The following is a 15,085-nucleotide window of genomic DNA, read 5'->3' as shown; positions in this document are numbered from 1 at the left end:
CACAACAATAATCGGGATAAAGGTGTAGAGATCGGTAAACACAGCACCCAGGATAGGGATTCTTGAGAGAAGGGGAACGGTAACCTTTGGAAAGATCTCCAAAAGGAACTTGTTCGATGGTTGTCCAAAGACTGATGCATTGATCTGGTTTGCAAGAAAGGCTGTGAGGGCTACACTGAGCATATTGATAACCACACCACTGATAACCTGATTAGCCTTGAACTTGATACACATCAGTGCATGGAGCGATGCAAGCAATGCCCCTCCGACCATGGCAAATGCCAAGGAAGCATAGATAAGCAATAGAGGATTCCCCGTAATGACACTGCTCAGGAGAGCATAGCTCAGCCCTCCTGCAAAGGCCCCAAAGCCAAGCAATCCTTCAAGGGCGAGGTTTATCACCCCACTTCCCTCACTGTAGATGCCCCCGATTGCGATAATGAAGAGTGGGATGGAGAATGCGATTCCTTCGATGATGATGCTGTCCATACTCAAACCTCCTCAGCTTCGCGGGCATAGCGGTTTGCCAGAGCCCTGAAGAAAATACCGATTGCACTGAACAATAGCAGGATACTGGTGATAAGCGCAGCAATCTCCCGGAGAACCTGCATTCTTGAAGACATGTAGGTCGTGCCTGAATCGAATACCATGACCAATAAGGAAGCGAAGAAGCTTCCAATGGCGGTTGTATTGCCAAGAAGCGCAACCGCTATGGAGTCGAACCCTAGGGAAGGGAGTACCCTGGGCTGGATTGAGGCATTACTACCCAGGTAGTAGGAAACCCCTGCCAAGCCTGCCAGAGCTCCGCTGATCAACATGGTTGTGACCATGGTTTTCCCAACATTGATACCTGCATAGTTGCTGGCCTTGCTGTTCAGTCCTACTGCCTTCAGTTCAAACCCGAAACGTGTACGGTTTATGAAATAACGGATTAAAAAAACCGTAATCAGGGCAAGCGGGAAAACAAGATTGATCTCCATCTTCAAGTTCATGATAGGGTAGTCAAAGAGCGTTAACCTTGCATTCTGTCCAACTTCTACTGACTGCCGGGTGATTGGGTCAACAAACTTGGTCTGGATAAAGAAGCTGACCACATAACTGATGATGTAATTGAGCATGATTGCCACCACCACCTCGTTCATGTTGAAGCGGTGTCTGAGGTACCCGATCAACACCCCGATCAGCCCACCGGCCAGGATTCCGATCAGGATAACCAGTGGCTTGGCGATCAGGGGAGAAAGGGAAGAGTATCCCACCAAGACAGTTGCCAAGAATCCAGAGAATACCATGATACCGGAGACACAAATATTGAAGATCCCACTCTTCAGGGCAACCGCAACAGAAAGTGCTGCGAAAATCATGGGAGTCGTGTAATTGAGCAGACTCATGAAGTCGGTAAGCTGACTCTTTTTCCCAGCATATCGTGCCTTGGGAAGAATACCGGCACCTTGGAGGATGCTCCGATACGCTTCGAGAGGATTTTTCCCAAGAAGCAACAGCAGTACCGTTCCCGCAAGGAGGCTGAGAAAGATACAGAACAGGCTCACCCTGAGTAGTTGGTGCTTGCCTGGGCCACAACAGGAAACAAATATTCGTTTGACAAGATTAGGCTTTTTCAACATGTACCCCCATCATATACTCCCCAACCTCAAGCTTGGTCATTGTTGATGCTGGCTTGATCGTCTGCTTTCGTCCGTTGTAGAGAACGAGAATCGTGTCAGCAAGCTCCATGATCTCATCCAGCTCCAAGGAGATGAGCAGAATTGCCTTTCCCTGTGCCCTGAGTTCATCAATTTTCTTATGGATTGTCTCGATTGCTCCCACATCCAAGCCACGGGTAGGCTGCACAAACATCAATACGTTTGCCTGTAGATTGATCTCACGAGCAATAATGGCCTTTTGCTGATTTCCCCCGCTCATGCTTCGAGCCAGCGTGGCAGCACCTGAACCACTGCGGATGTCAAAAGCTGAGATAAGCGCAGCAGCGAGAGCATCCATCTGTTGTTGTTGCAGCACTCCACGTGAGTTGCTGTACGGTTCTTGGTAATACTGCTTCAGGCAGAGGTTGTCACGAAGAGAAAAATCGAGTACCAGACCTACAGAGTGCCTGTCTTCAGGTATGTAGGCAATTCCTGCCTCTATACGTTGGCGAACGGAGTGAGTGGTGATATCCTGTCCATCAAGGAAAATAGAGCCTTCTTTTACAGGAAGGAGCCCTGCAACGGCATCTGCAATCTCAACCTGTCCATTGCCTGCAACCCCTGCAATAGCAAGCACTTCACCGCTATGGAGAGAAAAACTGACCTTGTCAACTTTTCGAATATGGTCATTTGTCTCAACAGTAAGGCCTTCAACACGGAGTACTTCTGCTCCTTGGGTATGTTCAGTAGAGCTAAGGGTAAGGGAAACATCTCGTCCAACCATCAAGGCACTCATTTCCTGCGTGGTGGTAGATGGCACATCAAGCACCCCCACCAGTTTTCCTTTACAGAGAATGGCGCATCGGTCAGCAATCTTCTTGATTTCATCCAATTTATGGGTAATGAGGATGATGGTTTTTCCGCTCTCCCGTAGATTCTTGATGATGCCCAACAAGGATTCAATCTCCTGTGGGGTTAAGACAGCACTTGGTTCATCAAAAATAAGAATTTCTGCATTTCTGTAAAGCATCTTGAGTATCTCAACACGTTGTCGTGTCGATACGGGAAGATCCTCGATGATGTCTTCTGGATTTACTTCCAATTGGTAGTACTTCGATAGTTCACGAACCTTCTCATTGGAAGACTGCACGTCTACATAGGGAAATATGCCAAGATATCGTTTCTTGGGTTCTATTCCCATGATGATGTTTTCGGTGATGCTCTGGTTCTCCACCAGCATGAAGTGCTGGTGTACCATGCCGATGTTCAAATCATTCGCAACAAGTGGACTGGAGATATGCTCTTTCTTTCCCCTGATCAGGATTTCCCCTTCATCAGGTGTCTGCATACCGAAGAGCATGCTCATCAATGTCGACTTACCAGCACCGTTCTCCCCGAGAATTGCCAATATTTCCCCTTTCCTGATGGAAAGAGAGATATCATTGTTTGCAATGATCCCGGGAAATCGTTTGGTAATGTGTCTAAATTCTACCACCGTGTCCACGTCTTGTTGCTCCCTATAATATAGGTACTGGTATCAAGCGATACCAGTACCGAATACAAACAAAATTAGTTTACCTTGAATTCCTCAGGAGTGAATCCACCAAAGTTGGAGGCAGGAACAAGTGTTCCATCCTGAACCAGCTTATAGGCCTCATCAAGCTTTTCGATAGTAGAAGCTGAGAGCTGGTGACGACCATTTTCCTTCACAAATCCAGTTGAGTCGGTATCAGCTTTCAGCAATACATTGGCGCCCTCGAAAGTACCGTCCTGAATACTGGAAAGTACACGATGTACATTCAGGCTCATCACCTTCAGGACACTTGTGAGGATAATGTTATCGTTTCCTACTTTTCCATCATCCCACTGATCAACATCGCATCCGATGACGCGCAGCTTGCCATCACTCTCTTTTGCTGCAGTAAACACACCGTTTCCGCTTGCTCCGGCTGCAACAAAAACAATATCTACACCCTGTCCAAGCAGCTGCTGTCCGATTACCTTGCCAGTTGCCTCATCTGCGAATGAACCGACATAGTTACCACCTACATTAGCACCGGTAACATCGGTACCTGCCTGGGAGGCCAGTTCAACGAGTTCAGCTTTGGTTCCGAGTTTCTTGTTTGCATAGATGACACCACTCTCGAAGCCATACTGGTAGTTGACGTTTGAAGGGTAGGCAACACCATTGACTACAGCCACCTTGTTTGTCTTGGTTTCAAGGGCGGCTGCTACGCCAGCAAAGAATCCACTTTCCTGTTCTGCAAAGGTCATTGCATATACATTGGGAAGCTCAACAGTGTTTCCTGCAGCATCAGTGGGGTAGGTATCTACCAGAATGAACTTGGTTTCGGGATTTTCCTTTGCCAACTCACCGATACCTGCAAACTGGAATCCTGTACATACCAGCACATCATACTCAGCTACGACATCAGCGGCAGTCTTCAGGGCAGCAGCAACATCCCCACTGGGTTCACGAATAGCTGTTACTTGTGCTTCAGGATTCTCATCGATGAATGCCAGGATACCGTTGTAGTTGTCCTGGTTGAATGACCCATCATCGACACCGCTTGGGGTGGTGATGATGGCAATGTTCAGTCCAGTTTCCTGTGAATCCTGTTCTGCTGAACCTGCTGCGAACAACAGACCAGCAATAAGAACCATTGCGATAAAACCAACAAATTTCTTCATTTTCATCTCCTTCTATCTATTTTGTGATATCCATCATCAAGCATGATGAGTAATCTCTCTGAACGTTGCTGTTGCTTACTTGCCGAGATGACTTCTGATTTTCTCTGCATTTGGGGACTCAATGATACCTTTCTCTGTAATAATAGCGGTAATAAGAGAAGCATCGGTAACATCAAAAGCAGGGTTGTACACCTGTGCTTCCTTTGGTCCTGTACGTTTTCCAAAACCATTAACCACCTCATCTCCGTCACGCAACTCGATGACAATATCGCTGCCCGTCTCTGTTGAGACATCAAACGTTGAACTCGGAGCTGCCACATAAAAAGGAATGTGGTAATAGCGGGCAAGTATCGCAACACCACTGGTGCCTATCTTGTTTGCTGTATCCCCATTAGCGGCTATTCGATCAGCACCAACTATCACCGCATCGATTTTCTTTTCCTTCATCACCAATGATACCATATTATCACAAAGAACAGTGACATCAAGGCCACCTTTTGCAAGTTCATAGGCGGTAAGTCTGCTTCCTTGCAACAACGGTCTTGTCTCATTTGAATACACCTTGAACTGATACCCTTGTTCATGACCAAGGTAGAGTGGGGCGAGGGCGGTTCCATATCCACTGGTGGCCAATCCTCCAGCATTGCAGTGGGTCATCACACCCCACTGTCTTTTCTTGTCAAAGAGGGACAGTCCATGCATTCCGATTGCCTTGCCCATTTCCTGGTCTTCATGGAAAATGCTTTGACTTTCCTGTAATAATGAAGCAAGTATTTCCGCTTGGCTGGCATCCGGCTTGTTACGATATCCAGTGAAGGTCTTGTTCATGCGGTCCAATGCCCAGAACAGGTTAACAGCAGTGGGACGACTGGAAGCAAAATACTCGGTAAGTTCCTTCATGTCCTGTTCCATTTCATCGAGGCTCCGGTACTTTTTCTGTGACATACATACATAAATGCCATATGCAGCAGCGATTCCGATGGCAGGAGCTCCCCTGACGCGCAGTTTCTTGACAGCCTCGAATATGGATTGTCGTGTATCAAGATAAAGGAACTCCTCGGCTGTAGGGAGTTTTGTCTGGTCAAGCAATACGAGCTTTACCGGGTCATGTTGCAAGTAAACAGGGATGGTGGTAGGCATACAATGCTCCTGTATTATAAATGAAGGACTGCATTGGCACAGCCACAATGGTCTTGGGTCAATGGTTTTGTCGTAAAAATGTTGCTGATGATCTGCAAGGCAGACGCCTTTGCCTGGGCAATCCTTCGGCCGTGGTCGATATGTGCAAGATTCTCACCTTTCAAGCCACAAGCCATGTTCGAGATCAGGCCGATAGCGGCATAGCACATTCCCAGTTCTTTTGCCAGGAACATTTCCGGAATACCTGTCATTCCTACCAAGGTGCCTCCACATTTTTGGAACATGGTAATCTCTGTTTTGCCTTCAAATCGGGGACCCTCCGTACAGACGTACACCCCATTGGTATGGATAGGTGTGCCTGCTTCTCCTGCCGCCTGTATGAACAGCGATCTCAGGTTGCGGCAATAGGGGTCGCTCATATCAACATGGGATACCTTGTTGTCATTCCCATCAAAAAATGTTTTGCTTCGGCCAGTGGTAAAATCGAGAAAATCCTCAATAACCACAATGGAACCCTCAGGAATCGATTCATCCATCGAACCACTTGTGAGCAATGCATATACATAGGTAATTCCCTCTTGTTGGAGTGCCTTCATCTGGGCTCGGTAATTGATGGCATGAGGCGGTGTGTTATGATCTTTCCCATGCCGGGGAAGGAAAAGAATCTCTTCCTCTGCAAGGGCAAAACGGTACGTCTCTACATTCCCATATGTTGTTTCTACAATAAAAGGTCCTTTCAAGTTGGCCAGTGAGCCGACTCCGGTTCCTCCAATAATTGCTTTTCTACAATACTGCATGGTCGTTCCTTTATAAATCCGAGGGATGTGCAATGACAAGATTCTTCATGTCAGTTGCTTCAATCCCCGCTTTTTCTGTAGTAATGATGCAATCGAAATCATCAACCTTGGCAAATTCGTGATGACTGAAGGCAGAAAACTTGGTGGAATCTGCAATCAGGATACGTTTCCTTGATCGTTTAAGCACGAGTTGATTGATGACTGAAACATCATGGTCGAAGGAGGATACCCCTCCCTTCGAGATTGCACTCGCTCCAATGATGCATGTACTAAAATTCATTGTATCAATGTTCCCATATACTTCTGGACCATGGGTGATCCCATAGCTATGATCGAGGGCTCCTCCGATAACAATTGTCCTGATCTTGTACTCAAGTAGTTTCGGAAGATGGAAAATACCATTGGTGACCACAGTGCAATGCTTGCCTGCCAGAAACCCTATGATGTAGTTTTCCGTAGTCCCCGGGCCAAGATATATGAATTCATTGTTCTCAAGCAATTTCGCAGCTTTGCTGCAGATCAGGTATTTCTCTTCAGAATTGACCTCCAACCTGGCAACTACCGAGTGTTCGGCTTCTTCATTAGGCCTGACTCCGCCTCCATTGAGCAGAATGATCTTTCCTTCTTCCTCCAGTTTCTTGAGATCACGACGAACGGTTGGAAGAGAGACGTTTGTCAATTCCAGCAACTCTTCGATGTAAGCAATCTGCTTCATCTTGATATATGAATATATCTGGTTCTGACGTACGTAGGGAATCATAACGGTGACCTCCATCTGATCTCAGTTCTGTAAAGATAGGCAACCCTTATGCGGCTACCTATCATATACAAGCAATCCTACTGGTAATCGGCACCGGTTAGATAGCGGTAAAAAGCATTATTTACGAACAAGGATTTTTCCTGAACTTCCAATCCACTCAGTTCTTCCAGGGTATTGATAAGGTTGTCCTTGTTCTCAAGCAGGGAGAAGGGGTGGATTGAGTAACCATCCTCCATCAGGATACAGTCGACGATTTCCTGGTATGCCTGGGGGTCGGCATTGAACGTTGTGCTGTACAGCGGTTGCCACCAGGAACCCCGAAGCAAGGCTACGTTGCTGTCCTTTGCCTGATTCCGATCATTTTTCTTTGCATAGGTGTTGATGATTTGGTCGAATTTCAATACATCTTCTTTTTTCTCGAACTCAAATTTTGCATCATACTCAACTGCATAGGCAAGATAGAAATCTTCACTATTCTCCAAAACCATGTAATAAGGACTTGGTTCAGGCACCGGACCCCAGTCAAGCAAGTATTCATAGATGGAGACTTTTGGTTCTATCTGCAGTTTTGCATCCATTCCTTCACTGGCAAGCAGAACAACAAGCTGTTTCAAGTGGGTTTCATCGCTATGCCCATACTGGATGGTGCGGGATGAAAGGAATTGTGCATCATCAGCATCCTTCTTCAAGTTGTATCCGGTGGAAGCCTTTCTCTGTACCGCTTCTGCACCGATTGCATCCAGATTGTTGTCGGAGAAGAGGGTATAACTGTCAAAAGCATTGGAAATTCCCATAAGGATATCACTGTCCTGTACATTGCCGATATAATTTCTACTTACACCGTTTGCGTTGGCAATGCTCATCAGCAGGTTTGAGGCAGTTACGCTGGCAAGTGTTGATGTTCCCATGATTTCCCCGGCAATGGAGGGGGGGAGCAGTGATGCATCCAGTGCACATGCAAGATAGGGTTGTACATCTTGGGGTACTTCACTACTGATACCATGGAAGGCAAGTCTGCTCGATGCCTTCTCCGGGCTGTAGGTCAAGGCCAGTTCAGTGAGATCTGCGGCAGCAACAAGTGCTTTGAAGATGTCATTCTGTTCATTGATTTCTGTTGCCGCTCCGCCCAGTTGGTTGAGTGCCTTCTCGAAGGAAGCAATTTCGACCGAACCGTCTGGAAGTGTAATCCCGAAATAGTGCTCAAGGTATTCTTCATTGCTTTGGTCGGCAAACTGCCCTTCATTGATTCCAGCCCCAAAGAGCAGTGTTGTTAAGCACAATATGCTCACAAGCATCGTGATTTTTCTCATGTTGTCTCCTTTCATGGTATTCCAATGGTGTGATCCTACTAAAAAGTAACATTGAATCATAAATATGTCTAGAAAAATCAAAAAATGATTTTTTATGAAATATTTATATGCTTCTGTTAATCCCATGGAAAACGTGGACAAAAAAATTTCGTCAGAGAAAAGGGATGGCATGATGATGGTAGCGAGAGAGGGATTGTATAGGATAAAAGATTGCTAATAGCAAACAATTATAGCATGTTTCTTGACAAAGTGACAACTTAGATAGTTTAATAGAGTTGTCGGAAACAGGGAGTTCACAACCTAGGTGATGTGCATTGGTTGCACGAAAGACTTGTATCATTTTGAAAATAGTTCCTATTGTTGGGAACTCCCGACAAGAAAACGTCTAGATTCAAACAACTTTGAGGAGGAATTATGCGACGTACATTACTGCTAGTACTTTTGCTTGCGATACCGATGATGGTATTTGCTGGAGGGGACGCTGAAAAAGCAGCTCCTGTTAAACAGATCCGGGTAGCAGACCAGGTCCCTGGATTGATTACCCCGGGTGTCTGGGATGGTCAGGTGTTCTCCATGAACTCATCCATCTATGAGTATCTGATGGAGATCAATGCGGAAACCGGTGAGCTTGATCCTGTGCTTGCAACAAGCTGGGAAACCGACGCTGGTAAGGTCTGGACCTTCAAGCTGAGAGAAGGCGTCAAGTTCCACAATGGTTCTGATTTTACCGCCGAGGATGTAAAATTTACCCTGGAAAGAACCCAGGATCCTGACCTTGGACATCTGAAGAAGTCCGACTTCGAGGTCATGGAATCTGTACGGGTAGTCGATGATTACACTGTTGAGGTGACACTCAAGGAAGCACGCCCAACTTTTGTCTATCAGTTGACTGACTACAGTATGGCAATCCTCTCCAGCGAGTATGACTATGACTCCTACGGGGAGACCAAGCCAATGGGTACCGGTCCTTTCATGATGAGCCAGTTGGTTCCCAAGGAATCAGCACTGCTTGAGAAGAATCCGAACTACTGGGCAGAGGGACTTCCAAAGGTTGACCAGATTGCCATTTATTTTGTAGGTGATATTGATGCCAGTATCTCCATGCTTGAATCCGATCGTGTAGATGTCGTTCCCTTCATCACCCCGGAGATCAAGCAGCGTCTCGATGGTGTTGACGGCATTTCTGTCATCTCTCCCTATCAGGAACAGAGATTCATTTCCATGCGTGTAGATGAACCTCCCTTTGATGACAACCGCGTTCGATTGGCTTTCAAGTATGCCATGGACCCAGAGATAATTGCCCGCAGTACTGCAAAAATGGAATTGGGCGATGGTGTCTTCTATAATGAGACCCCGATCATGAATGCATTGGCTGAGTACAAGGAATTGCCGCTGCGTAAGAGAAACATTGCAAAGGCAAAGGAATTGCTTGCAGAAGCTGGCTATCCTGATGGCTTGAGCACGGAACTCTACTATGCTTCTGACCACCCGTTTGGTAAGGAACTGAGCCAGACTGTCAAGGAATTGGCTGCTGAGGCTGGATTCGATATTGAACTGAAGGGATATACCCGTGACGTCTATCTCTCACAGTACTGGTTGAATGTCCCCATCTCCATCACTGGTTGGGGTGGTCGTATCGACCCATCCATGTTGCTCGCACTTGCCTTCAAGGGTGGTGGTCCCTGGAATGAGTCCCATCTGGATGAACCGGTACTCAACGACCTTATCGAAAAGATTTCCGGTGAAGCCGATCCCGATCAGCGCATGGCATACTATCATGAGCTGCAGGAATGGTTCTATGAGAATGGTCCTCTGATCAATGTACAGGTTCCGTATCTGGTGGCGATCAACGACCGTGTTGTTGGTTACCGGCAGCCGATTACCATGCTTCCACAATATAAGTACATGGATATTCTATGAAGAGATTGATGCAAATGGTTCTTCGTCGTCTGGGGTCGCTTCTTGCGACCCTGGTTGTCATGTCGTTCATCATCTTCTTGCTTGTTGAAATCATGCCAGGTGATGTTGCACAAATGATTCTCGGCCAGAGTGCTACCGAGGAGGCCGTGGCTGCACTCCGTGAGGCAAGGGGGCTCAACGATCCCTTGCTGGAACGCTATGGAAGATGGATTAAAGGCGTAGTGGTAGGGGATTTAGGTGAATCTATCTATATGAAAGGTGTTTCGATCAACTCCATACTTTGGAGGAAGGTCGGACATTCAGTAATACTAGCCATGACAGCGTTTATCATTTTTGTTCCACTATCCATCTTCTTTGGGGTATTGGCAGGGGTGAAGGAGAAAAAACCGACAGACTCCATCATTTCTTTCTTTGGCTTGGCGACGATGGCCCTCCCTGAGTTTGTTTCCGGTGTTATTCTCATAACCGTCTTTGCCGTCCAGTTGGATTGGTTCCCCATTGTCAGCGTCATTCCCATTGGCGAAAGTATTTGGCAGAACCTGAACATTGTGGTTCTCCCCGCACTCTCCATTACGTTTGTTATGTTTGGATATATATCGAGAATGCAACGTTCTTCCATGATCACCGTTATGAATTCTGACTACATCAGGGCAGCTACCTTGAAAGGTATGCCGCGCAAGTATGTCATTTTCAGGCACGCATTGAAAAATGCCATGCTTCCCACCATTACCATCATCGGTATGAATATGGGTTGGTTGTTTGGTGGTCTTGTCGTAGTTGAGACGCTCTTTGGGTTCCCCGGGATGGGCTCATTGTTGATGACAGGAATCAAGACACGAGATGTACCGCTTATTGAGGCTTGTGTGCTCTTGATAACCGTCATCTACTCACTCTCTACGATGATTACCGACATTATGTATAGTTATCTCAACCCGAGGATCAGATACCAAGGAGGCCAGAAATGAAATATTTCTTGTATCAATTGAAGAAAAGTCCATTGGCCATGGTTGGTATCGCAATCATCTTGTTCTGGTTGATAGCTGCTGCCGTAGGTCCATCCATGATTCCCTTTACGCATACGGCGATGGATTCTGAGAATCAGATGGCTGCCCCTGGTGAATATGGTCATGTCTTGGGCACCGATGGGCTTGGCCGCGATATTCTTGCGAGAATTGTCTATGGCAGCCGATCAATCCTGACCGTTGCACTACTGACTTCCATATTTTCCACGGTGGTGGGTATCTTGCTTGGGTTTTCCGCAGGATACTTTGGAGGAAAGCTTGATACAGCGTTCCTACGGGCAATGGATATTCTTATGGCCATTCCTCCCTTGGTACTGTCCATGGTTGTCCTTGGTATTCTTGGAGATTCCAGTATTGCGAGCTTGACGATCATTGTATCCATTGCATTTGTACCTGCCACTGCCCGTGTCTCCCGTGGTGTACTTCTGACAGAAAAGAGCCAGGAGTATGTCTCTGCTGCTCGCATTCGTGGTGAGAACCATCTCTACATCATGTTTGTTGAGATACTCCCCAACACCATGGGACCCATTATCGTCGAAGCTACTGCACGATTTGCCTATTCAATCATGATGGTTGCCTCCCTAGGATTTTTGGGAGTTGGATTGCAGCCTCCCACCCCTGACTGGGGTATGATGGTTATCGAGAACAAGCCGGTCATTGCACAAGCGCCTTGGGCGGTTCTGTTTCCAGCCTTGGCTATTGCTTCCTTGGTGATTGCCATCTCAATTTTCTCTGACTTTGTCAGTAAGGTATTGATACATGAACGATAATATTTTAGAAATTGAAAACCTCCATGTTCGATTCAACACCTTTGATGGGACCTTCTCGGCAGTCAACAGTGTATCCTTGAATCTGGCATACAGCGAATCGGTTGGCATCATAGGTGAATCGGGTTGTGGAAAGAGTACCCTTGCATTCACCGTAATGCGCTATCTTGCCGGTAATGCAGAGGTAGAGGGTGCTATCCGTTTCAAGGGTGAGAATTTGCTTGAGAAATCTGAGAAAGAGATGGAATCTGTACGTGGCAATAGAATTGCCATGGTATTCCAGAATCCATACTCCTCCCTCAATCCTTCCCTTACCATCGGCTTCCAGCTTGATGAAGTGGGGATGCATCACCAAAAGCTCAACAAGGCACAGGCAAGAAAAGCAACGATTGAAGCCTTGGAAATGATGAACCTTGGAGATCCAAAAGGCATTGTGAGAAGGTATCCCCACCAGGTCAGTGGGGGAATCCAGCAAAGGATCTGTATCGCGATGGCATTGCTCTGTAAGCCGGACCTCATGATTCTGGACGAACCGACCACAGCCTTGGATGTCACCACAGAGGCCGTCATCCTTGATTCTATTGCAGAACTCAGGGATAAGCTGAACATGTCCATGATCTATATCTCGCATGATATTGGTGTCATCAACAAAGTTGCCGAGAATATCGTGGTTATGTACAGTGGGGAGATTGTTGAGAGTGGCCCCAAACAGCAAATATTTGAGAATCCTGTACACCCGTATACCCGTGCCTTGATCAACTGCATGCCGCGTGGTGGTGTTGTAAAAGAGAAGACGAAACTGAATACCATTCCCGGGTATGTGAAGAAACGTGGGGCGGGTGAAGGTGGCTGTCCGTTTGCAGACAGGTGTGATAAGAAGAACGATACCTGTATCAGTGAATATGGGTTTAAGAAGATACATGGGGCCCACTTTGCTGCCTGCGATCGTGCATATGCCGAGGACATCCCCGACAAACTGAAGGTACGACTCACGCCAACCCAACGCAAGGATGATCCAGGTTTTGACAGTGGGAAAGATCTGTTGAAGGTTGAGAACTTACATAAGGTTTATGGCAGCAGGCGTAAAGTATATGCAGTCAATGGCATTGAGTTCTCAGTCAAGCCGCATTCCATTCTTGGTATTGTAGGTGAGTCAGGATGTGGTAAATCCACTACCGGACATATGGTCAGTGGCTTGTTCCCCCCATCCAAGGGAAGGATTCTCTTCCGGGATACCGATATTTCCATTGGCTGGAACAAGCGGGACAAGGAGACACTGAAGAACATTCAGCTCATTTTCCAGAACCCTGGGCGGAGCCTCAACCCATCCCATACTGTTGAAAGGATCATTGGTCGAACCATGCAAAAGCTTGCAAACATTCATGATGCCAATGAGCGGCGTGAGAAGATCATTGATATCCTCAGAAAGGTTGACCTGGGTAAGGAGTATTTGGAGAAGAAACCCCGTCAGCTCAGTGGAGGGGAACAGCAACGAGTGGCAATTGCACGCTCACTCTCCATCTCTCCAAACCTGATTGTCTGTGATGAGCCAACCAGTGCACTTGACGTCTCTGTCCAGGCATCGGTACTCAACCTGCTCAATGACCTACAGGTGGACACCCATGTTGCATACCTGTTCATATCGCATGACCTGAATGTCATCAACTACCTCAGTGACTACATCATGGTCATGTATGCAGGAAAGATTGCTGAATATGGCAAGCGGGATGAGGTGATGGAAAACTCCCACCACCCCTATACCGAGGCATTGCTCTCAGCTGTTCCCGAGGTTGACCCGACAAAGCAGAAGGAGATCATTGAACTGGAGGGAATGCTTCCTGATCCTACAAGGAAGGTGAAGGGGTGTCCGTTTGCCGGCCGTTGTCACAAGCAGATAGGTGAGATATGCGAGAGGGAGTACCCCCCCATGGTGCGCCTTTCCGAGGACCACTACTACTTCTGCCACATCAAGCCGTAGGTATTCAGTAAAACAGTCGAGAAAGGGGTCATTGTCCTGGACAGCCGATGGTCCTTTTCTGTTTGTATTGCCTGACCGCGATAAAGCCTCATACCATCAACCAAGTATGGATGGCTACGGCTCTCTAGTGCCTTAATTGCTCCACATATTGTTTCAGCCTACGGATCTGTGTCCGTACGAAGGTTACAGTAGGAGAGGGGACAGTAGAGAAGGTAAACCATCCTACTTCTGAGAATTCAGAGATGTAGGGAGGTGTTGCCTGATTCTTGAGACGGTTTGTATAGACCCGGTAGTGAAAACCTGGTACGTCAAGCGACCAGAGAAGCAACATGCTCTTAGGGGATGGTACATGTATTCCCACTTCTTCCTGGCACTCCCTTATTGCTGTCTCTTTGTAGGAAATCTTTCCCTTGGTGTCATACCCATCTCTTGCTCTCTCCCACGTTCCTCCAGGGAAAGACCACCTGTGGTTTTGAGGCGGCATGGAACGTTTTCCCATCAGGAAGGAGACTTCACCTGTTTTGCTGATCGTCCAGAATATGATTCCAGCCCCGTGGTATGGTAGATGCATGTAACAAACTCCTTGTTTCAATATACACGAAAGAGTTTCTCCTAGGGTAAAAACTACTGCCGCTTTCAAAAATATACATATCTCAGATATTGTCAGATCAGTAGTTCAGATGATACGCAAGATATCCTGGTGGTAATGCGGGAGGTGCTAATGAGAAGCCTCGTTCGTTTTCTGTGCCTTGGAATCCTCATCAGTATCATTTCTCTTTCACTTGGGTGTAATCTTGGTTCCGGTGGAACAGCCGAAATTACGCTGAATGCGGGGGTTACCGGTTAGGGTGCCATTGAAATAGTATGGGGATACAGGGTCCCACCCCTTCATGCCGAAGTTCAACCTGAAAAATGCGGTAGGGCACTGAGCATGTCAGGGCCTTGTCGCCGTCGGCCGTCCACTCTGCAGGGGCTGCCATGGTGGATTTCTCAGCACCGACAAAATGTGGTTCGTTCTCATGAATACCACAACGGGCCATACAGGTTCCACAAACCCTTT

The 15,085-nt window shown here is 47.0% G+C and carries 15 protein-coding genes; 5 read left to right on the top strand and 10 right to left on the bottom strand.

The genetic code is table 11. The annotated features are described in order from the left end of the window. The 8 genes from AB7S66_RS07265 to AB7S66_RS07230 form a co-directional block, all read right to left on the bottom strand. A partial coding sequence (locus tag AB7S66_RS07265) for an ABC transporter permease subunit (protein ID WP_428518786.1) occupies positions 1-489 on the bottom strand: 489 nt, incomplete at its 3' end. A 2-nt stretch (positions 490-491) separates the two neighbouring features. Then, a complete protein-coding gene (locus tag AB7S66_RS07260; RefSeq protein ID WP_428518785.1) occupies positions 492-1,622 on the bottom strand; it encodes an ABC transporter permease in 1,131 nt (376 codons plus the stop codon). Next, positions 1,606-3,144, bottom strand: coding sequence for an ABC transporter ATP-binding protein (locus AB7S66_RS07255; protein ID WP_428518784.1), 1,539 nt, complete (start codon positions 3,142-3,144; stop codon positions 1,606-1,608). Before AB7S66_RS07255 ends, AB7S66_RS07260 begins: the two co-directional genes overlap by 17 nt. A gap of 65 nt (positions 3,145-3,209) precedes the next feature. Further along, positions 3,210-4,331: a BMP family lipoprotein gene (locus AB7S66_RS07250; protein ID WP_428518783.1), complete on the bottom strand. Its 1,122-nt coding sequence runs from the start codon at positions 4,329-4,331 to the stop codon at positions 3,210-3,212. A 75-nt stretch (positions 4,332-4,406) separates the two neighbouring features. Next, positions 4,407-5,471 (bottom strand): S-methyl-5-thioribose-1-phosphate isomerase, encoded by a 1,065-nt coding sequence (mtnA, locus tag AB7S66_RS07245; RefSeq protein WP_428518782.1) that lies wholly within the window; start codon positions 5,469-5,471, stop codon positions 4,407-4,409. Between the two features lie 14 nt (positions 5,472-5,485). Beyond that, complete coding sequence (locus AB7S66_RS07240; protein WP_428518781.1) at positions 5,486-6,268, bottom strand: MTAP family purine nucleoside phosphorylase; 783 nt, start codon at positions 6,266-6,268, stop codon at positions 5,486-5,488. Positions 6,269-6,278: 10 nt separating this feature from the next. Next, a complete protein-coding gene (locus tag AB7S66_RS07235; protein ID WP_428518780.1) occupies positions 6,279-7,028 on the bottom strand; it encodes a DeoR/GlpR family DNA-binding transcription regulator in 750 nt (249 codons plus the stop codon). A 77-nt stretch (positions 7,029-7,105) separates the two neighbouring features. Beyond that, positions 7,106-8,338, bottom strand: coding sequence for a hypothetical protein (locus AB7S66_RS07230; protein WP_428518779.1), 1,233 nt, complete (start codon positions 8,336-8,338; stop codon positions 7,106-7,108). Between the two features lie 414 nt (positions 8,339-8,752). Here AB7S66_RS07230 and AB7S66_RS07225 point away from each other — a divergent pair, with 414 nt between their 5' ends. The 4 genes from AB7S66_RS07225 to AB7S66_RS07210 are packed head-to-tail and all read left to right on the top strand — an operon-like array spanning position 8,753 to position 14,025. Beyond that, on the top strand, positions 8,753-10,258 hold the full coding sequence (locus tag AB7S66_RS07225; protein ID WP_428518778.1) for an ABC transporter substrate-binding protein: 1,506 nt from the start codon (positions 8,753-8,755) through the stop codon (positions 10,256-10,258). Beyond that, the gene (locus AB7S66_RS07220) at positions 10,255-11,223 is read left to right on the top strand and encodes an ABC transporter permease (protein WP_428518777.1); all 969 of its coding nucleotides are present in this window, start codon (positions 10,255-10,257) and stop codon (positions 11,221-11,223) included. Before AB7S66_RS07225 ends, AB7S66_RS07220 begins: the two co-directional genes overlap by 4 nt. Then, a complete protein-coding gene (locus AB7S66_RS07215; RefSeq protein ID WP_428518776.1) occupies positions 11,220-12,050 on the top strand; it encodes an ABC transporter permease in 831 nt (276 codons plus the stop codon). The genes AB7S66_RS07220 and AB7S66_RS07215 overlap by 4 nt, the downstream gene beginning before the upstream one ends. Next, entirely contained in the window at positions 12,040-14,025 is a 1,986-nt protein-coding gene (locus AB7S66_RS07210) for a dipeptide ABC transporter ATP-binding protein (protein ID WP_428518775.1), read from the top strand. The genes AB7S66_RS07215 and AB7S66_RS07210 overlap by 11 nt, the downstream gene beginning before the upstream one ends. 124 nt (positions 14,026-14,149) lie before the next feature. Here AB7S66_RS07210 and AB7S66_RS07205 read toward each other — a convergent pair whose 3' ends face one another. Then, the gene (locus tag AB7S66_RS07205; protein WP_428518774.1) at positions 14,150-14,596 is read right to left on the bottom strand and encodes an NUDIX hydrolase; all 447 of its coding nucleotides are present in this window, start codon (positions 14,594-14,596) and stop codon (positions 14,150-14,152) included. 150 nt (positions 14,597-14,746) lie between these two features. On the opposite strand from AB7S66_RS07205, the gene AB7S66_RS07200 reads away from it, so the two are divergent. Then, positions 14,747-14,872, top strand: a complete 126-nt coding sequence (locus tag AB7S66_RS07200) for a hypothetical protein (protein ID WP_428518773.1) — start codon at positions 14,747-14,749, stop codon at positions 14,870-14,872. On the opposite strand, the gene AB7S66_RS07195 is transcribed toward AB7S66_RS07200, so the two are convergent. After that, the coding region (locus tag AB7S66_RS07195; RefSeq protein WP_428518772.1) for a hypothetical protein at positions 14,862-15,085 on the bottom strand (224 nt) is incomplete at its 5' end. The two genes, AB7S66_RS07200 and AB7S66_RS07195, sit on opposite strands and share 11 nt — an antisense overlap.

This window comes from Sphaerochaeta sp., from assembly GCF_050178175.1.
Classification (GTDB): domain Bacteria; phylum Spirochaetota; class Spirochaetia; order Sphaerochaetales; family Sphaerochaetaceae; genus Sphaerochaeta.
This window is presented reverse-complemented; position numbering and strand designations above follow the sequence as displayed.